Annotated in this window: 18 protein-coding genes and 1 riboswitch; of the genes, 14 read left to right on the top strand and 4 right to left on the bottom strand. The window is 28.2% G+C overall.

Annotation, left to right across the window (positions count from 1 at the left end; all coding sequences use genetic code 11):
- The first annotated feature begins 13 nt into the window (after positions 1-13).
- The 7 genes from JOC62_RS05930 (at position 14) to JOC62_RS05900 (ending at position 6,306) form a co-directional block, all read left to right on the top strand.
- Complete coding sequence (locus JOC62_RS05930; protein WP_204594303.1) at positions 14-424, top strand: PTS sugar transporter subunit IIA; 411 nt, start codon at positions 14-16, stop codon at positions 422-424.
- A gap of 6 nt (positions 425-430) precedes the next feature.
- Positions 431-709 carry a preprotein translocase subunit YajC gene (gene yajC, locus JOC62_RS05925; protein WP_204594302.1) on the top strand — a complete coding sequence of 93 codons (279 nt, stop codon included), beginning with the start codon at positions 431-433 and terminating at the stop codon, positions 707-709.
- A 13-nt stretch (positions 710-722) separates the two neighbouring features.
- The gene (gene kduD, locus JOC62_RS05920; RefSeq protein ID WP_204594301.1) at positions 723-1,502 is read left to right on the top strand and encodes a 2-dehydro-3-deoxy-D-gluconate 5-dehydrogenase KduD; all 780 of its coding nucleotides are present in this window, start codon (positions 723-725) and stop codon (positions 1,500-1,502) included.
- Between the two features lies 1 nt (position 1,503).
- Complete coding sequence (locus JOC62_RS05915; protein WP_204594300.1) at positions 1,504-2,136, top strand: bifunctional 2-keto-4-hydroxyglutarate aldolase/2-keto-3-deoxy-6-phosphogluconate aldolase; 633 nt, start codon at positions 1,504-1,506, stop codon at positions 2,134-2,136.
- 13 nt (positions 2,137-2,149) lie between these two features.
- Positions 2,150-3,169: a sugar kinase gene (locus JOC62_RS05910; RefSeq protein WP_204594299.1), complete on the top strand. Its 1,020-nt coding sequence runs from the start codon at positions 2,150-2,152 to the stop codon at positions 3,167-3,169.
- Positions 3,170-3,257: 88 nt separating this feature from the next.
- Entirely contained in the window at positions 3,258-5,261 is a 2,004-nt protein-coding gene (locus JOC62_RS05905) for a heparinase II/III family protein (RefSeq protein ID WP_204594298.1), read from the top strand.
- A 40-nt stretch (positions 5,262-5,301) separates the two neighbouring features.
- Entirely contained in the window at positions 5,302-6,306 is a 1,005-nt protein-coding gene (locus tag JOC62_RS05900; RefSeq protein WP_204594297.1) for a LacI family DNA-binding transcriptional regulator, read from the top strand.
- A 27-nt stretch (positions 6,307-6,333) separates the two neighbouring features.
- On the opposite strand, the gene JOC62_RS05895 is transcribed toward JOC62_RS05900, so the two are convergent.
- Complete coding sequence (locus JOC62_RS05895) at positions 6,334-6,774, bottom strand: helix-turn-helix domain-containing protein (RefSeq protein WP_204594296.1); 441 nt, start codon at positions 6,772-6,774, stop codon at positions 6,334-6,336.
- Between the two features lie 99 nt (positions 6,775-6,873).
- Here JOC62_RS05895 and JOC62_RS05890 point away from each other — a divergent pair, with 99 nt between their 5' ends.
- The 3 genes from JOC62_RS05890 (at position 6,874) to JOC62_RS05880 (ending at position 9,233) form a co-directional block, all read left to right on the top strand.
- On the top strand, positions 6,874-8,160 hold the full coding sequence (locus tag JOC62_RS05890) for a serine/threonine-protein kinase (protein WP_204594295.1): 1,287 nt from the start codon (positions 6,874-6,876) through the stop codon (positions 8,158-8,160).
- Between the two features lie 111 nt (positions 8,161-8,271).
- Positions 8,272-8,625, top strand: a complete 354-nt coding sequence (locus JOC62_RS05885; RefSeq protein WP_204594294.1) for a hypothetical protein — start codon at positions 8,272-8,274, stop codon at positions 8,623-8,625.
- A gap of 125 nt (positions 8,626-8,750) precedes the next feature.
- The gene (locus JOC62_RS05880; protein ID WP_204594293.1) at positions 8,751-9,233 is read left to right on the top strand and encodes a flavodoxin family protein; all 483 of its coding nucleotides are present in this window, start codon (positions 8,751-8,753) and stop codon (positions 9,231-9,233) included.
- A 53-nt stretch (positions 9,234-9,286) separates the two neighbouring features.
- On the opposite strand, the gene JOC62_RS05875 is transcribed toward JOC62_RS05880, so the two are convergent.
- The gene (locus JOC62_RS05875) at positions 9,287-11,116 is read right to left on the bottom strand and encodes an APC family permease (protein ID WP_204594292.1); all 1,830 of its coding nucleotides are present in this window, start codon (positions 11,114-11,116) and stop codon (positions 9,287-9,289) included.
- Positions 11,117-11,524: 408 nt separating this feature from the next.
- Positions 11,525-11,697: riboswitch (Lysine riboswitch) on the top strand.
- A gap of 80 nt (positions 11,698-11,777) precedes the next feature.
- On the opposite strand from JOC62_RS05875, the gene JOC62_RS05870 reads away from it, so the two are divergent.
- The 3 genes from JOC62_RS05870 to JOC62_RS05860 all read left to right on the top strand — a co-directional run bounded on the left by JOC62_RS05870 (position 11,778) and on the right by JOC62_RS05860 (position 16,194).
- Positions 11,778-13,103, top strand: a complete 1,326-nt coding sequence (locus JOC62_RS05870; RefSeq protein WP_204594291.1) for an APC family permease — start codon at positions 11,778-11,780, stop codon at positions 13,101-13,103.
- A 349-nt stretch (positions 13,104-13,452) separates the two neighbouring features.
- A complete protein-coding gene (locus JOC62_RS05865; RefSeq protein WP_204594290.1) occupies positions 13,453-14,991 on the top strand; it encodes an AbgT family transporter in 1,539 nt (512 codons plus the stop codon).
- A 177-nt stretch (positions 14,992-15,168) separates the two neighbouring features.
- A complete protein-coding gene (locus tag JOC62_RS05860; protein WP_204594289.1) occupies positions 15,169-16,194 on the top strand; it encodes a glycosyltransferase family 2 protein in 1,026 nt (341 codons plus the stop codon).
- A gap of 21 nt (positions 16,195-16,215) precedes the next feature.
- On the opposite strand, the gene JOC62_RS05855 is transcribed toward JOC62_RS05860, so the two are convergent.
- Together JOC62_RS05855 and JOC62_RS05850 are read right to left on the bottom strand one after the other, a co-directional pair.
- On the bottom strand, positions 16,216-16,698 hold the full coding sequence (locus JOC62_RS05855; RefSeq protein WP_207758152.1) for a threonine/serine exporter family protein: 483 nt from the start codon (positions 16,696-16,698) through the stop codon (positions 16,216-16,218).
- A gap of 1 nt (position 16,699) precedes the next feature.
- Positions 16,700-17,464 carry a threonine/serine exporter family protein gene (locus JOC62_RS05850; protein ID WP_204594288.1) on the bottom strand — a complete coding sequence of 255 codons (765 nt, stop codon included), beginning with the start codon at positions 17,462-17,464 and terminating at the stop codon, positions 16,700-16,702.
- A gap of 197 nt (positions 17,465-17,661) precedes the next feature.
- Here JOC62_RS05850 and JOC62_RS05845 point away from each other — a divergent pair, with 197 nt between their 5' ends.
- Entirely contained in the window at positions 17,662-18,897 is a 1,236-nt protein-coding gene (locus JOC62_RS05845) for a serine hydroxymethyltransferase (RefSeq protein ID WP_204594287.1), read from the top strand.
- Positions 18,898-18,915: the final 18 nt, after the last annotated feature.

Here is an 18,915-nt window from a genome sequence, read left to right as displayed (position 1 = left end):
AGGAATAGATATAATGAAGATTTTAATTGTAGGACATGGAGAATATGCAGCTGGAATAAAATCAGCTATAAAGTTATTAACTGGAGTAGATGAAGGAATAGATGCTATAAACTTAAATGAAGAATTAACTCATGATAAGTTTACGGAGATGATTCATTCACATGTAAATGAAAATAAGGATTTAATAATTTTTGCTGATATAACTGGAGGAGCACCTTTCCAGATTACATCAAGGGAAGTACTTTTAAATGAAGAAAGTGATAACCAATATGTTATAGGTGGAGTATCAGTTGGATGTATACTTGATATAGTAATGAAAACTTTAGTTATTAGTACTGATGAAGACATAAGAGAAACAATTGAATCTTCATTAGAGGGACTTAAAGATATGAGCTCTATTATATGTAGAAAGGATTTAGCTTAATTTCTTATGGATAGATTGACTTTCATACTTATAATACTATTAGCGGCATATCCAGTAATAGTTCTTATGATAATGCCACTTTTAAATAAAAAGAAATTAGCAAAACAAGAAGAGGAGAGAGAGAAGATTCTCTCTTCTCTAAAAATTAATGATAAAGTAATTACTATATCAGGGATTTATGGGAAGATTAAAAAAATAGATAAGAATATAGTAAAACTTGAAATAGCCAAAGATGTAATAATAGAAATAGATAAAGCTAGTATTATAGGAGCTTTAAAAGAATAAGGAGATGTTTATTATGGATAATTTAAAAGAATTTTCACTAGATTTTTTCAATTTAAGAGGAAAAGTAGCTATAATTACTGGAGGAAATACAGGTCTTGGTATGGCTTATGCTGAAGCATTAGCAAAGGCTGGAGCAGATTTATTAGTAACTTCTTTTGATGATAATGTACAAGAAGTTAAAGAGCTTGTAGAAGGTGCTGGTAGAAAAATTGTTTTTGTAAAGGGAGATCTTACTAAAAAGGAAGTTAGAGAAACAGTTGTAGATACTTGTTTAAAAGAATATGGAAAAATTGATATTTTAGTAAATAATGCTGGAACAATAAGAAGAGCACCACTTCTTGAATACAAAGATGAAGATTTTGAAGCGGTTATGAACATAAACTTAAACGCTGTATATTATCTTTCAAGAAGAGTTGCTGAAGTAATGGTAGAACAGGGAAGCGGTAAGATAATAAATATAGCTTCAATGCTATCATTCCAAGGAGGAAAATTTGTACCACCTTATACAGCATCAAAACATGGAGTGGTTGGAATAACTCGTGCTTTTGCTAATGAATTAGCTATGCATAATATACAAATAAATGCTATAGCACCTGGATATATAAAGACTGCAAATACTGCACCAATTAGAGCAGATGAGAAGAGAAATGCTGAAATACTTGGAAGAATTCCAGCAGAAAGATGGGGAGAAGTTTCAGATCTTATGGGAACAGTAGTATTCTTATCAAGTAGAGCATCAGATTATATAAATGGCCATGTTATTGCAGTTGATGGCGGATGGCTTGTGAGATAATATGATTAATAAAATAAATAAATTAGTTACTATAGGTAAGGAAGCTTTTGTATTAGTATTAAGAACTGATACCACAGAAGAAGGTATTGAAATTGCAAAAGCTGCTATAGATGGAGGGTGTAAGGTAATTGAAGTTACTTTTACTATTCCAAATGCCGATGAAGTAATAAAGAATTTAGTTAATGATAAGAATGATGATGTTTTAATCGGTGCTGGAACTGTACTTGACCCGGAAACTGCTAGACTTGCAATTTTAAAAGGTGCAGAATTTATTGTAAGTCCATATTTTAATAAAGAAACATCAATAATATGCAATAGATATGGTGTACCATATATACCTGGATGTTTTACTACTAAAGAGATTGTTGAAGCTAGAGAATCAGGAGTAGATGTTATAAAGTTATTCCCAGGTTCAGCTTATAGTCCTTCAATTGTAAAAGATATTAAAGCTCCAATTAAAGATATTGGAGTTATGGTATCAGGTGGTGTATCTTACGATAATATTAGCGAATGGTTTAAATGTGGAGCTGAAGTTGTAAGTATTGGTAGTGCAATAACTAAACTTAAGGATCCAAATAAAGTTAAGAATGAGACTGAAAAATATATAAATTTAATTAAAGAGCTTAAGAAATAATGAGGTATATACAATGAGGAAGGTTTTAGTTTTAGGAGAATTATTGATGAGATTAACTCCTCCTAATAATTTAAGATTAGACCAAACAAGTACTCTTGAGATGTACTTTGGGGGTGCAGAGGCTAATGTAGCTGTTGGTCTTAAAAATTTAGGGGTAGAGACAAGCATAATATCAGCAGTACCCAATAATGCAATAGGAAATTCAGCAAAGGCCTTTCTTATGTCCTATGGGGTTAACTGTGATAATGTAGTTACAAAGGGAGATAGGCTTGGACTATATTATTATGAAGAAGGATATGGAGCACGAAGTGCGAATGTAATATATGATAGAAAGAATTCTTCAATAACAGAAATAGAAGAAGATGACTTAAATTTTGATAACATATTTAATGGAGTAGATTTACTGCATGTTTCAGGAATAACTTTTGGACTTGGAGAAAATGTTAGAAAAATTAGTACTAAAATTATAAATGAAGCTAAAAAAAGAGACATTAAAATTAGCGTAGATTTAAATTATAGAGCTAAATTATTTGAAAGCTATGAGGAATTTTTAGAAGTATTAAAGCCTATAGTTAAGGATAGTTATATATGTTTTGGATGGCTTACTAAAAATCCGAAAGAATTCAAATTTTTAGATCCATCTAAAGAGGAAGTAACTGATTTAGCTTTAAAAGAAAAATTTAAGTATATGACAGAAGAGCTTGGAGTTAAGTATGTAGCAACAACTTTAAGAAGAGCTAATGCATTAAACGTACATTCACTTACTGGGGTTCTTTATGCAGATGGAGAAATTTATAGATCATCTAAGTATGAATTCCATATGTTATCTAGGATTGGTGGAGGAGATGCATTTGCAACTGGAGTTCTTAAAAAGATACTAGATAATAGTGTAGAAGATAAAAGTGAAATTATTGAATTTGGAATAGCTACTGCTGTATTGAAACATGCTCAAAGAGGGGATATTAGTTTAGCAAGTAGTGATGAAATTTATAGTTTAATTAACAATAAAAGTTTAGGAAGTGTAAATAGATAAGTTCTAGTTAAGAGGCTACAGACAAAAACATTGTTTGTAGCCTCTTAAAGTATAATAACTATGATATGTAGTTTAATGGAGGGTTTATATGGAAAGCTATAATAAAAAAATAGATAATCTTAAAATTAAGGTTGGAAATTACTTTAACAAATATGATAAATACTTTGTTATTGATTATATAAAAAATAAAAATACTAAAGAATATAATAAAAAATTAATAGGAGCAAATCTTCTAATTAATAACTCTTTTATTTTTGATAATACTTGGGATATGGAGCAATGCAATATTCCATATAGAATAAATCCATTTAAGTGGAATTATACACCAAATGGAGATGAAGAATGGATCTTTATGTTGAATAGACATGAGTATTTAAATAAATTACTTATGGCTTATTATATTGAAAAAGATGATAGGTATATTGAAAAATTAAAATGGTTTATATTTAATTGGATAGATAATAATGAAATTAATATAAAAGGTGGAAATACTATAAGAACAATTGACACTGGCATTAGATGTCTTGCTTGGATTGAGGTGTTAATTCATTTAATAGATGAAAAAAAAGTAACGAATGAAGAGATTTTAAAGATAATATTTAGTATAAAAGATCAAATAGAATATTTAAAGAAAGCTTATATTGGTAAATATACATTAAGTAATTGGGGAGTACTTCAAACAACTTCAATATGCTCTATATATTTATGGCTTAATGAATTTCTAGAAGATGGAGAGTTAAGGAATTGGGCGGAGAAGGAATTGTATGAACAAATAGAGATGCAGGTCTTTGATGATGGATCACATTGGGAGCAATCTATTATGTATCATGTAGAAGTTTTAAATTGTTCAATGAAACTTATTAATTATGGTAAAAAGCTTGGCATGGAGATAGATAATAATTTCATAAATAAAATAGAGAGCATGGCTGAATATCTAATGTATTCAAAATCTCCTAAATCAACACAAGAAGCACAAGGGGATAGTGATATAACAGATGTTAGAGATGTGTTAGTTAAAGCTGCAGTTTTATTTAATAATGAGACTTTAAAATGGGCTTCTTTTGATGATATGGATTTAATGAGTATATGGTTACTTGGAAAAAATGGATATGATGAATTTAATAAATTAAATAAAAAAGAACCAATTGATAAGTGCAAGATTTTTAAAGATTCAGGAAATATTTATATAAGGGATACATTTGAATGTGATGGAAGTTATACTTATCTTCAAAATGGAACATTAGGTAGTGGACATGGGCATACAGATTTAGGACATATATCAATTTACTATAAAGGTAAGCCATACCTTATTGATTGTGGTAGGTATACATACGTAGAAGAAGATCCATTAAGGGAATATTTAAAGTCTTATAGGGCTCATAATGTATGTGTAATAGATAAAGAACCACATGGAATACCAAATAAATCATGGAGTTATTTTAGTTATGGAGATTGTCTTAAAAACTATTTTGAAAATAAAGATAATATAAGTTATGTGGAAATGCCATTTACAGGAGAGCTTAAAAGTGGAATTCCATATTTAATAAATAGAAAGGTGTTATATATAGATCCTGCAATATGGATAGTTGTTAATGATGTAAAATGTAGTGGGAATCATGAACTTGAATGTATATATAATCTAGATAATAATGTTGAGGTATCTTTAAATTATAATGGTGTAGATATAAAAAATGAAAATGATAATCTTAAAATTATAAGTGAAGAAAAATTAAGAATAACTAATGGACTTTTATCAAAATGTTACAATAAAGTTAATAATAATAAAAAGATTGTTAAATCATTAAAATTCAACAATAGAAGTGTAAATTATGATATTATTATAGATGGTAATATTGAAGTTAGAGAAGCTAATATAAAGCAATTCAATAGCCTAGATTATGTTGATAAAGAAGTAGCATTTTCTAAAGAATTCATAATATCTAAAAATGAGAGTTATATTGTTATAATATTTAATAAAGAAACATATAAAGGTGGAAAAATGTATTATTATAAAGATGTACCTTTTTACGGGAAAGTTATAGTTATTCATAAAAAAGGAGAAACTTATAATAAGATAAGATTAAAGGCATAATCAAATAATACAATGTAAACCGATTTAGAGGTGGAGTATAATGAAAAAAGTAACAATAAAAGATATAGCAGATATGGCAGGAACGTCGAAAACAACAGTATCTTTTTATTTAAATGGGAAATATGAAAAGATGTCAGCAGAGACAAAAATAAAAATAGAAGAGGTAATCAAAGAAACTAACTATAGTCCAAGTATTGTGGCAAGGAGTCTTACCTCTAAAAAGATGAATTTAATAGGAGTTGTAGTTGCGGACATATCAAATCCTTTTAGTAGTACAATAGTAAAAGGTATAGATAAAGTTGCTAGAAAAGAAGACTATCAAATAATAGTTGGAAGTAGCAGTTATGATTTTAATTATGAAGAGAAATATATAAATAGAATGTTAGATATGGGTGTTGATGGATTTATTGTTCAATCAACTGTGAAATTTACAAAACTTATAGATAAAATAAAAGAGCGTGGTAAAAAATTAGTACTACTAGATTCAGTAAATAAAGACTTTAGAGGCAAGTGGGTTAAAACAAACAATTATGATATAACTAAAGAAGCAATTACTAAGTTAGTAGAAAAAGGGTATAACAATTTTGTGCTTTTAACACAAGATCCAAATATGTTAATGGTTAGAGTGGAAAGAATGAACGGGTTTATAGATACACTAGAGGAACTAGGTGTAAGTTATAAAGTTCAAGTAATTGATGATAATATTACAAGGGAAGAGCTTAATGAAGTAATAAATACAAATATTGATTTAGATAGAAAAAATTTAATATTTGCTGTAAATGGAAAGGTACTTCAGAAATCTTATGATTATATAAAGACTCAAAATTTAAATATACCAAATAATGTTGGGCTTATAGGGTTTGATGATTGGGAGTGGACTAGGTACGCTACTCCAACAGTAACAACAATATCCCAGCCAACATATGAAGAAGGTAAGTGTGCAGCAAGAATTCTAATTGATTCTATTGAAGAAGAAAATTTAGAAAATAAAAATTTAATACTTAAATGTAGTATAAACTGGAATGAATCAACAGATTTAAAATAATAAAGAACGTGAATTATATCACGTTCTTTATTCATCTCTAAATGCAAAACTTTCATTAAGATTAAATAAGAATTCATTTGTATCCGCAACGGATAGACCTTTATTTATTGCGAATATTAATGCGCTATCTCTTGGATCTTTAGCATATAATTTTCCAACCTTTGCAATTGCAAGAGCTCTTTCAGTTTCATCTAAGTTAAGTTTAGCACTTATACAAAGTTTAATTATTTTATCACGACTAGGATTCTTATCTCCACTTAATATTTGGTATCCATAAGTTCTACTAATATCAGCTTTATTAATAAGCTCACTCTTTTTAATTCCTTTTTCTTCACATTTATTTAGTATATATTTTGCAAAATCTGTATAAGTATATTCATCTATAGAATCTATATAATTCTCTAATTCTTTAATATTTTTTGCGTTTTTAAGGCGATCTAGTAATTCAGTTGTATTTTTTTCATTCATTATTATATATTCACTCCTTAGGATTAAATTGTAAGGTGTACAAGTAATATGATATAATTCTTTAGGGGTAAAATCAATATTGTAAGGGGAAATAGAGTTATGGATAATCTTGTTTTAGAATACAAGCTTTCTTGTTATAAAGAACTAACTAAATTAAATGAGAACAATAAGAGTAAGATATATTTAGTTGAAAATACTAACGATAAAAAGATTTATATAAAAAAGATTTTAACTAATTATAATTTTAGAATATATGAAACTATAAAAGAAATGAATTTTAAAAATTTACCTAAAATATATGAAGTATTTAGAAATAATGAATCTCTAATAGTTATTGAAGAATATATTCATGGAGATACTTTAAAAGGAATAATAGAGGATAAGGGAATTATTAAAGAAGAAAAGGCTATAGATTATATAATATCTCTTTGTAGTGTATTAGAACAACTACATAATATGAATCCTCCAATTATACATAGAGATATAAAGCCATCAAATATAATTATAAGTAGTGATGATGTATTAAAATTAATAGATTTTGATGTATCTAGAGAATATAAAGAGGGCGTAAATGAAGATACTAAAATTCAAGGTACAGAAGAGTATGCACCTCCTGAACAATTTGGTTTTATACAAACTGATGGAAGAAGTGATATATATTCAGTTGGAATACTTATGAATGTGCTTACAACAGGAACTTATCCTAAAAATAAGCTTAATAATGGGTATCTACAGAACATAATAAAAAAGAGTATTGAATTTTCACCATCTGATAGATATCAAAATGTAAGTGAATTAAAAAGAGATTTGCTAATGCTTAAAGAAGAATTTTATAAATCAGTAGATAATATTGATGAGTCTATTGTGGATAAAAATAAAAAAGTGAATTTGTTAGATCTTAATAAAGAAATGAATTTACTAGATCTTAATAAAGGAGATGATGACTCTACTTTAAATGTAAAATTAGAAAATGTAGAAAGTAATTCTGAGGATATTAATAAAAACACATCAATTACTGATGACATTAAAGGTATAAATAAAAGCGGATATAAAGTTTCTATAAAAAACTTTTATAAAATAATTCCTGGCTTTAGGACAGGGGTATTATGGAAGAAAATATTAGCATGTTGTGGATATGGATTTTTAGTGATTGGACTATTTACTCCGACAGAAACTGAAGGCATTAAATCTGCATTTTTAGAAAACTTATACATGGTAGTATCTTTATTAGCACTTATATTTTTATATTCTAATTTTATTAATATTAAAGTTAAGTTACCATTATTAAAAAGTAATAATAAGTTTAAAGTGTTAGGTGGATATATTTTATATACAATAATTATATTCTTTATATTAGGATTAATATTGGAAACTAATAAAATTTAATTTGTATGCTGGTAGCAGACCATAAAATTAATAATGTAATTTATAATAATACCTGTAGCAAGAAGTAATAAGCTACAGGTATTATTTTTATTCATTAGGAGGTATTATAAAATGGAAAAGAGAAGTAAGGTATTAATTATATCAGCGGTACTTGGAGTATTATATTCCATATTTTTAGTAGTTAATTTTGGAGGGGCTATATCTGGAGCATCCTCAGATGCAGAAGCTTTAGGAGGTGCTATAGCAACAGCTTTAGTAACACCACATATGATCTGTATTATTCTAGCAACTATATTTAATGTAATAGGGGCAATTAAAAGTAAAGCAGGATTTGCATTAACTGGTGCTATTCTTTACTCTGTAGGAGGAGTATTATTCTTAATGTATATTCCTTTTGTAATACCTATGATAGTTTTAAGCTTTGTAGGATATGCAAAGGTTAAAAAAATAGTTAAATTATCATAAAGTTATATATGAAAAAGGTTAAAGGCTAAGCATTGTTAAATAAACAAGGCTTAGCCCTTTTTTTGATATATAATATGAATAGGTGTAATATAAAAAGAGAGATTAAGGATATTAAGGAGGAAAGTATGAAGGTTTCAATTTTATATGATTCTAAAAGTGGACATACTAGAGAAGTAGGGGAAATAATAAAGAAAGGCATTGAAAGAGTAGATGGAATAGAAATAAAATGTATGAATATTGAAGAAATTGATAAAGAATTTTTAGATGAGAGTAAAGGAGTAGTATTTGGAACACCAACATATCTTGCAAATACTACTGCAAATATGAAGAAATGGCTTGATGATTCTCATGACATAAATTTAGAAGGTAAATTAGCATCATTTTATGCAACAGCAGATTATATATGGGGTGGTGCAGACACTGCTATTTTAACTTTAATAAATCAGATAATAGTAAAGGGAATGCTTATTTATTCTGGTGGAGCAGCCCTTGGAAAGCCATTTATACATTTAGGATATATAAGTGTAAATGGGGTAAATGATAAAGATATAGATACACCTATGATATTTGGAGAAAGAATAGGTGAAAAAGTTAAGGAATTATTTTAAGTTTTTAAAATAAAAAATAGCCATAGAGATATAAATATCTTTATGGCTATTTTTTATTTAATTATATAAGGTATTGTTGCTAGTGCAACACTTTTTCTAGTTAATAAAGATGCTCTAAGTATTAGAGTAATTTGATTATGAAGGAAGTTATCATGAATTTTAGAAGAAACTAGTTGAGGTAATACAACTAAGACTTTCTCATCACTTGATAAGTCCTTGCGCATTTGATCTATATATTTAATAATTGGATTACGTATTTCTCTATAAGGTGATGATAATACTGTAATTTCATTTTTAAATCCAAATTTTTTAAAATCATCAATAAGCTTCTTCGTTTTATCTTCATTTGTAGATATATGAAGAATTGTTATATCTGAAGATATTGACTTCGCATAATTATAGCATTTAACAAAACTTTTATTTAAAGAATCAATAAGTAAAACAACCCTATAGTTTGTAATATCTGATTCATAGGTTTTAAGAGTTTCTCCTTCATGTATTTTAAGCTCAGAATAAGTTACATCATAGTATTTTTTTATTCTCCACATTATAAATACTATGATAGGAATTATTATACAAATAATCCAAGCACCTTCAAGGAATTTAGAAACTGTTATTATAATTAAAGTAATAGCACTTACAATAAGTCCTAGACCATTTACTAAAGCTTTATGTTTCCATCCTTTAGGTCTTCCTTTAAACCATTTGACTAACATACCACTTTGAGCAATTGTAAATGAAATAAATACTCCAATTGCATAAAGTGGAAGTAGTAAAGATAAATCTCCATTAAAAATAATTACTAACAATATTGAAACTATTGAAAGCAATATGATTCCATTTGAGTAACCAAGTCTTCTTCCGATTTTACTTAATTGTCTTGGAGCAAATCCATCCCTTGAAACTATTGATAATAATAATGGTAGTCCTGAAAAGGCAGTATTTGCAGCCATAAGTAATATTATTGCAGTTGTAAACTGTATTATATAGTAAAATATATTATGACCAAATATTTGAATAGCTATTTGTGATATCTGTGTTTGTTCAGGATTTGGTATAGCATAATATATTGTTGATAGGTAGGATAATCCACCTAAAATTAAAAATACTAAAAGCCCTAATAAATAAAGTACATGCTTTGCATGTTTTTGTGAAGGCGCTTTAAATGCTGGAACAGCATTACTTACAGCTTCAATACCAGTAAGGGCAGTGCATCCAGAAGCAAAAGCCTTTAAAAATATTAAAATTGTTAAATTCTTTGAAAAGCTTGGCAAGCTATATAGTGGTTTAGGAGTAAATCCTAAAACATGTACTTTATATATACCAACAACAATCATAAAAAGTATTGCTATCGCAAAAAGATATGTAGGTACACCAAAAAGCTTTGATGCTTCTCTTATCCCTCTTAAATTACCTATAGTTAAAAAAAGTATAAGTCCTATTGTTATTAACACTCTATAGTTATAAAGTGAGGGAAAAGCTGATGTTATGGCATCCGTACTTGCAGTACCACTAACGGCTACAGTTAAAATATAGTCGACTATTAATGCAGATGCTGCAAGTAAACTAGTCTTTGTACCAAAATTATCTTTGGCAACCATATAGGCACCGCCACCAGCAGGGTAGCAATCAATAACTTGCTTATATGAGCAAATTAAAAAGAACATTAATAGTATTATGGATATTGTAACAAATAACATATATTTAAAGGCTAATAAGCCTGTTACTGGCAATAATACTCCAAGTATTGCACCACCAGCATATGCTACAGATGATATTGCATCACTTGATAATATAGGCAGTCCCCATAATGTATTAAATGTCTGATTTTTTAAATCTTTTGTCATTAATGGTTTCCCAATTAAAATTTGTGAAATATTCATAATTACACCTCTAAAAAACAATTTGTTACGATTATAAGTGCTATTATTGAACTAGCTATTAACATTCGCTACCCCTACATTAAATAAGTGTGAAATTTTTTAAAACAAAATCCAGTTTAAAATAAATAGAATTATATATTCAATTTATAAAGTTAAAGAAAAAATCATAAGAGATAATTAATTTATTATATATTGAAATAAAATTATAGAATTGGAAAATAATAAAAATAAACAAAGTATCAAAGAAATGTAAGTTGAATTATGGAATATATTAATTTGATCATTAGGAATTTATAAATTAATGAAAACTTTTAGAATATGATAACTACAGGGATTTGATAGACTTAAAAATTATTTGACATTTTCTGAAATTTTGTCTAAAATTACAATGTCATAATATAATGAATCGGGTAAGATAGAGGTCGCAATAATAATAAGTAATATTAATGAGGAAAGCACTTTGAGTTAATATAAAAGGTATTGTTGCCGAAGTATATAATTAATGCTTTAAGATTATATACTGGGTTTACATAGAATATGTGTAAAACTGCCATAAGAAATTGTGGTGAGCTATCTTTGCGTTTGTAGTAGATATATACAAGCTCAAAGACAGTAGCTCTTTTGGGCTTATTTTTTTACTCTAAAATTGGGAGGGGACAAATTGGAAGAAAGAAACTTAAAAAAAGAGATTAGTCTATTTATGGCCACCATGCTTGTTTGTGGTAATATGATTGGATCTGGTGTATTTATGCTTCCTGCAACATTAGCACAACTTTCAGGACCACTTGCAACAATAATTGCTTGGATTATAACATCAGCTGGATCCATATTAATAGCAATATCTTTTGCAAATCTTGGATCAAAGTATCCAACGACAGGTGGAGCATATCAATATACAAAAATAGCATTTGGAGAATTTACAGGATTTTTAAGTGCATGGCTTTATTGGAATGGTTCATGGATTGGAAATGCAGCTATAATTGTAGCACTTTCAAGCTATAGTTCAGCAGTTATTCCAGCACTACGGGACCCATTTATTTCAATAATATATACAAGTGCTATTTTATGGTTTTTTACTATAATAAATATTATTGGGGTTAAAAAGGCTGGGAAACTTCAAACTATAGCAACTGTATTTAAAATTGCATTCTTTGCTATATTTATAATAGTAGCTTTCCTAAACTTTGATGTAGCAAATATTATGCCTTTAATTCCAGATGGGAAAGGATTTTCAACAATTTCACTTGCGGCAACATCAACACTTTGGGCTTTTGTAGGACTTGAAAGTGCAACTGTTACTGCTGGAGAAATAGAGAATCCAGAGCAAAATGTTAAGAAAAGTACAATTTATGGAATGATAATAGCAGCTGTAATTTATATGTTAATTAGTGTAGCGAGCATGGGTGCTATGCCAAACGGAGAACTTGCAAATAGCCAAGCGCCTCTTACTGATATATTAAGCAAGATTTTAGGTAGTTCAATTGGTAAACCAATTACAATTGCAGTAGTTATATGTATACTTGGAACAACTATAGGATGGCTTCTTTCAACTGCACGTGTTGCTTTTGCAGCTGGAGAAGATGGAGTATTCCCTAAATTTTTTGGAAAACTTCATCCTAAATATGGTACTCCTGCAAATGCTTTAATAGTGGGATCAATATTAGTAAATATATTATTAATTATGAATTTCCAAAAGAGTATGGTTTCAGCATTTACATTTATAACTATACTTGCAACACTTTCGTTTTTACCAATATACCTTTTAACATCAGCAGCAGAAATAATGTTAATGTTTAAAGGTGCAAAAGAATTTAACTTTAAGATTTTCATAACAAAAGCTATAGTTCCAATTTTAGCTTTCATATATTCAATATGGACAATATATGGATCAGGTGCAGAAACTGTAATGTGGGGCTTTATATTAATGCTTATAGGGGTTCCATTTTATATATATAATTATCATAAAAATAAAATTAATAACAATTAAGATATTATTATTAAGAAATTATAAATACCTTTTTATTCTAAAAAGAATAAAGAGGTATTTTTTTATGAAAAATATGTCCGCCATATAGATACAAAAAATAAAAAATGTGCGAAAAATAGATATGTAATAAAATAAGTCTGATAATGAATTAATAATAAAGTTGAAGTGATTTTAATAAAATGTTAATTAATCGAGGAAAAATATTGAATTTACGAAGAAAGTCATAAAGAAGAGGTAAAAAATACTTTAAATTTTAAATATAGAAATAAAGATGATATAATTAAAAAGAAATTATGAATAAATTAATAATAATATGTCTAAATAATAAACAAGGAAAAGGGGTTTAGAAATGAAAGAAGGGAAAAAACAAAAAGGGTCTTTTATTGAAAAGGTTGGGAAAAAGATACCAGATCCAGTAATAATATTCATGGTATTATATGCAATAGTAATTACTGCAACTATATTCATGGGTGGAATAAAATTTGAAACTTTAGGTGCAGATGGTGGAACAGTTGCTTATGAAATAAAAAATATGTTCCAAGCAGAAAATTTTAGATGGATATTTGATAATGCACTTTTAAATAACTGGCTTGCTTATGGTGGCGGAGTTTTAGGAACAATACTTATTGTAATGCTTGGAGTTGGACTTGCAGAAGAGTCAGGATTATTAACTACATTAATTAAGAAAATAGGACTTAAAGTATCAGATAAATTTTTACCTGTAGTTTTAGTTTTCTTAGGAATAATGAGTAGTATTGCAACAGATGCTGGATACATAATATTAATACCACTTGCTGGACTATTATATGTTGGATTAAAGAAAAATCCATTAATAGGTATGGCAGCTGCTTTTGCTGGGGTATCAGCTGGATTTAGTGCTAACTTAATACCGGGAACTCCAATTGATGTTATAGTTGGTAATAATGCTAAGATATTTGCAGAGGGACAAGGTGTTCCATTTTTATCACAAAGTGGACAAGCATTAAATCCTGCTACAATGCATTATATATTTATAGTAGCATCAACTGTTTTGTTATCAATGGTTGGATACTTTATTACTGCTAAATTTATAAAACCAAGATTAGAAAAGGAAACGTATGTTGTTCCAGAAGATATGGACTTATCAGATTTCTCAGTTAAGGTTGAAGAAAATAAAGGATTAAAATTTGCAGGATTTGGTTTTTTAATAGGATTAGTTTTAGTTGCAATTCTTTACTTTGGGCCATTAGCACCTTTTATAGGAGAAGATGGAGCAAAAGTTAATCCGTTTATGGATAATGTTATATTAATAATTACATTCTTATTCTTTATGCCAGGATTATTCTATGGTAGAAAGGTAGGTAAGTTTAATAATGCGATGGACATAGTAAGAGCTATGTCAAAACAAATGGGTGGAATGGGATATGTTTTAGTCTTAACATTCTTCTCATATAATTTCTTAGCATTGCTTAGTTACTCAAATATTGGAACTTATATAACATATTTAGGAGCATCATTCCTTCAAGGACTTGGTATAGATAAATATCCAATAGTTCTTTTAATAGGATTTATTATAATAACTTCAATAATAAATCTATTTGTTGGTGGACTAACATCAAAATGGATGTTACTTGGACCTATATTTATTCCAATGTTATATCAAGTTAACAATAACTTGACTCCAGAGTTTGTATCAGCTGCATATAGATTAGCAGATTCATCGACAAATGTTATTTCTCCACTTATGTCATATGCTGGAATAATACTTGTATTTATGAGAAAGTATAAGCCGGAATATACATTAGGAGATATGATCAGATTAATGTTCCCATATTCAGTTGGATTCTTAATATGTTGGACAATTCTATTAATTGGATTCTTTGCATTTGGAATTCCATTAGGATTTTAGTTATAAAAGACTTCAGTTTATTTAAACTGAAGTCTTTTTTACTGAATATTATTTTTTATAATCATAAAATAATTTAACATAAATTACCATGGTGATTAATATCTTTATAATATATGAGGAATATTACATAACTTTTTTAGATGTAATACAAAATTAAAGATTGAGAGGGGTTTTATTATGGAAAAGGCTTTAATTAGTCTTTGTATGATATGTAAAGATGAGGAAAAAACAATAGGAAATGCATTAGAAAGTGTTAAAGATATGGTTGATGAGATAATAGTTGTAGATACAGGATCTACTGATAGAAGTATGGATATTGTAAAATCATATGGAGGAAAAGTATATAAAGAAAAATGGATAGATGATTTTTCCTATGCTCGAAATATATCTATAGAAAAAGCTAAGGGAGAATGGATTTTAGTATTAGATTGTGATGAGATAATAAATGATGAAGGGAAAAGAAGAATTTTTAATTATATAAAAGATAATAAAAAAGATAAGGGAATAAGTCTTAGAGTAGTCTCATTTATAGATGGAAAAAGAAGATCCATAGATAATTCTATAAGACTTTTTAGAAATGATAGTGCCATAAGATTTAAAGGGAAAATACAAGAGACTGTTAAAGATAGTATTATAAAAAATTATGGTGAGGATGCCTTATCATTTAGTGATACTCAAATTTTTCATTATGGAAATGATAAGAATTTAGTAGATGTTGATAATAAGAGTAAGAGGAATATTTTAATACTTGAAAATTATGAAGATGAAAAAAAAGATATATATTACTTTTTTAGACTGGGTAATGAATTTGGAAAAATTGGAAATTTTAAGAATGCTTTAGAAAATTATGATGAAGCTATAACAAAAATTAAAGAAGAAAAGAATAAATATATAGTAGAGTTGATACCAAGACTTATAATAAATAGAAGCAAAGCTCTCCATCAACTAAAAATGTATAAGGAGGAAGAAGAATTTTTAAAAACTTATACTAAAAAATATGATGATTTTAGAGATCTATATTTTATGGAGTGTCTTCTGAGAATTGAACTTTGTGAGTTTGGTAAAGCTAAAAAAGCATTAGATAATTATGTTAATACAAGAATTAATATAAAATATCCATCAAGTGAATTTGATGAAATTATTGATATAGATGAGCTAAGTGAAAAATTATGTAGTATTGATATGATTTTAATTGATGATTAGAATAAATAAAAGATTGAGAAATTATTTCTCAATCTTTTTAATTTTTTGAAACTTTTTAAGCGTTACTTTACTTTTAAGTTTTACTTTATAGTATTGTCTAGTTATAGTTGACACAAATATAACCCCAAGTGCTAATGCTCCCGCACTAGCTAAGGTATTAATTCCAAGTTCAAGGGATTGCATAACATCTCCAGTAACAGCTTGATACATAGTATAATACATTCCAGAACCAGGAACTAAAGGAATTAGTGCACAGGCAACTAAAGTAGTAACTGGGGTCTTTAATTTTCTTGCAAGTATTTCAGAATAAGTACTAAAAACTACTGCAGATAAGAAAAAGTTTGTTGTAGTTGAAAAATGAGCTTCAAGTCCTAAGGCATAAACAAACCAGCTTATACCTCCACCGATTGCTGCAAAAAATAAGTTTCTTCCATGGATATTAAAAATTATTCCAAATCCTAAAGTCGCTATAAATGCATATATGGTTTGTAGGGCAATAGTCATATTAAACACCTCCTAAAACCTTAAGCCAGAAGCTTATGACACTACCTGTACCTACAGCTATTGCAATTGCAACTATAAAAGCTTCACTAGCCTTTATAATTCCACCTAAGTAATCGCCAGCTATAGTATCACGTATAGCATTTGTAATTGCAAGACCAGGAACCAAAATCATTATAGCTCCGATTATAGTTTCATCTATATTCCTTATGAACCCTAGGTTTAAAAATAATATTGCAAATGCAGCAGATACTCCAGCGCAAATAGTGTTTATAAAGAATTCATTTAACGACATTTTTGTAAATAATGAGGCTAGATATTTTATAAAGCCACCTATAAAAAAGGCTGCAATTAAATCCCTAAAGTTTCCCCCAAAAAGTATTGAAAAAAATCCAGCAGCGAGTCCTGAAAACATTAGTGTAACAGGCATGGAATATCTTGCTGTATTATTTATATCATTAAGTTCTTTATCTATTGACTCAAGGGATGGTTTAAAAGCAGCTATTCTTCTTGATAAATCATTTATTCTTTCAATCTTATGTAAGTCAATTCCTCTTAGATTTACTCTTTTAACTATAGAGTAAGTTTGATCGTTATAGCTTAGAGATACCATAATTCCAGTTGGAGTAACAAAGCTATTTGCTTCATCAATTTCATATGCTTCACATATTCTACATATAGTTTCCTCAACTCTGTATATTTCTGCTCCACTTTGAAGCATTATAATACCTGCATATGTGGATAAATGAAGTAATTTATTTACATCCAAAATATCACCACCTCAAAATCAATTACCAAGAGTATTATATCATATATTAAAGAGATTATAATGTTAAAAGAAGTAAAATTATATGAATGGAATATATAAATATGAGAAATAATATTTAGGAAATTTAAGAAAAAAGATTGAAAAATATTGGTTAAGAACTTATAATTTTTATAATTAAAAGAAATTGGGGTGGAAATATGAATTTTGAAAAAATATCAAAAAAAGACGAAGAAATTTATAATTTAATTGAGAAGGAAGTTGAAAGACAAGAAGAGGGGATAGAACTAATTGCATCAGAAAATTTTGCAAGTGAATCAGTTATGGAAGCTATGGGATCATACTTAACAAATAAGTACGCAGAAGGTTATCCAAATAAAAGATATTATGGTGGATGTTATGTAGTTGATGAAATTGAAGAACTTGCAAGAGAAAGAGCAAAAAAATTATTTAATGCAGAGCATGCAAATGTTCAACCTCATGCTGGATCACAAGCAAATATGGCTGTATACTTTACTGTATTAAATCCAGGAGATACTGTACTTGGAATGGATTTAAGCCATGGAGGACATTTAACTCATGGTTCACCAGTAAATTTCTCAGGTAAATTATTTAACTTTGTTTCATATGGAGTAGATAAAGACACTGAGGTTATAGATTATGATAATGTAAGAAAACTTGCTTTAGAGCATAAGCCTAAAATGATAGTTGCAGGTGCTAGTGCTTATTCAAGAGCGATAGATTTTAAAAGATTTAGAGAGATATGTGATGAAGTAGGAGCTTACTTTATGGTTGACATGGCTCATATTGCAGGGCTTGTTGCAGCAGGAATACACATGTCACCTGTTCCTTATGCTGATTTTGTAACATCAACAACTCATAAGACTTTAAGAGGACCTAGAGGAGGACTAATTCTTTGCAAAGAAAAGTATGCAAAAGATATTGATAAAAATATATTCCCAGGAATGCAAGGTGGTCCATTAATGCATGTTATAGCTGCAAAAGCTGTATGTTTTAATGAGGCATCAGATCCAAGTTTTAAAGAATATATGAATCAAGTTGTTAAGAACTGCAAAGTTTTAGGTGAAGAACTTGTTAATTATGGATTTAAACTTGTATCAGGAGGAACTGATAATCATTTAATATTAGTAGATTTAACTAATAAAGATATAACTGGTAAAGAAGCAGAGCATCTTTTAGATTCAATTGGAATTACATTAAATAAAAATACGGTTCCAAATGAACAAAGAAGTCCATTTGTTACTTCAGGTGTAAGAATAGGAACAGCAGCAGTAACAACTAGAGGATATAAGGAAGAAGATATGAAAGAAATTGCTTCAATAATTAATGAATTAATAGATAAGAGAGAAGAAGGATCTAAAGAGTTAATTGAAAGAGTTAAAAAGTTAAGCTCAAAACATAGAATGTATAAATAAGTTTAAAGTCAGGTAGAA

It is taken from the genome of Clostridium sardiniense, from assembly GCF_016907995.1.
GTDB lineage: Bacteria > Bacillota > Clostridia > Clostridiales > Clostridiaceae > Clostridium > Clostridium sardiniense.
The sequence above is the reverse complement of the archived record's forward strand: the minus strand, read 5'-3'. Positions and strand labels throughout refer to the sequence as shown.

Excerpts from the sequence above, each read along its gene's own strand:
- JOC62_RS05885 (WP_204594294.1), top strand. The coding sequence starts at position 8,272 with ATGGAAAAGAGAAGTAAGGTATTAATTATATCAGCGGTACTTGGAGTA.
- JOC62_RS05905 (WP_204594298.1), top strand. The coding sequence starts at position 3,258 with ATGGAAAGCTATAATAAAAAAATAGATAATCTTAAAATTAAGGTTGGA.
- JOC62_RS05875 (WP_204594292.1), bottom strand. The coding sequence starts at position 11,116 with ATGAATATTTCACAAATTTTAATTGGGAAACCATTAATGACAAAAGAT.
- kduD (WP_204594301.1), top strand. The coding sequence starts at position 723 with ATGGATAATTTAAAAGAATTTTCACTAGATTTTTTCAATTTAAGAGGA.
- JOC62_RS05855 (WP_207758152.1), bottom strand. The coding sequence starts at position 16,698 with ATGACTATTGCCCTACAAACCATATATGCATTTATAGCGACTTTAGGA.
- JOC62_RS05915 (WP_204594300.1), top strand. The coding sequence starts at position 1,504 with ATGATTAATAAAATAAATAAATTAGTTACTATAGGTAAGGAAGCTTTT.
- JOC62_RS05865 (WP_204594290.1), top strand. The coding sequence starts at position 13,453 with ATGAAAGAAGGGAAAAAACAAAAAGGGTCTTTTATTGAAAAGGTTGGG.
- JOC62_RS05890 (WP_204594295.1), top strand. The coding sequence starts at position 6,874 with ATGGATAATCTTGTTTTAGAATACAAGCTTTCTTGTTATAAAGAACTA.
- JOC62_RS05910 (WP_204594299.1), top strand. The coding sequence starts at position 2,150 with ATGAGGAAGGTTTTAGTTTTAGGAGAATTATTGATGAGATTAACTCCT.
- JOC62_RS05930 (WP_204594303.1), top strand. The coding sequence starts at position 14 with ATGAAGATTTTAATTGTAGGACATGGAGAATATGCAGCTGGAATAAAA.
- JOC62_RS05900 (WP_204594297.1), top strand. The coding sequence starts at position 5,302 with ATGAAAAAAGTAACAATAAAAGATATAGCAGATATGGCAGGAACGTCG.
- JOC62_RS05895 (WP_204594296.1), bottom strand. The coding sequence starts at position 6,774 with ATGAATGAAAAAAATACAACTGAATTACTAGATCGCCTTAAAAACGCA.
- JOC62_RS05860 (WP_204594289.1), top strand. The coding sequence starts at position 15,169 with ATGGAAAAGGCTTTAATTAGTCTTTGTATGATATGTAAAGATGAGGAA.
- yajC (WP_204594302.1), top strand. The coding sequence starts at position 431 with ATGGATAGATTGACTTTCATACTTATAATACTATTAGCGGCATATCCA.
- JOC62_RS05880 (WP_204594293.1), top strand. The coding sequence starts at position 8,751 with ATGAAGGTTTCAATTTTATATGATTCTAAAAGTGGACATACTAGAGAA.
- JOC62_RS05845 (WP_204594287.1), top strand. The coding sequence starts at position 17,662 with ATGAATTTTGAAAAAATATCAAAAAAAGACGAAGAAATTTATAATTTA.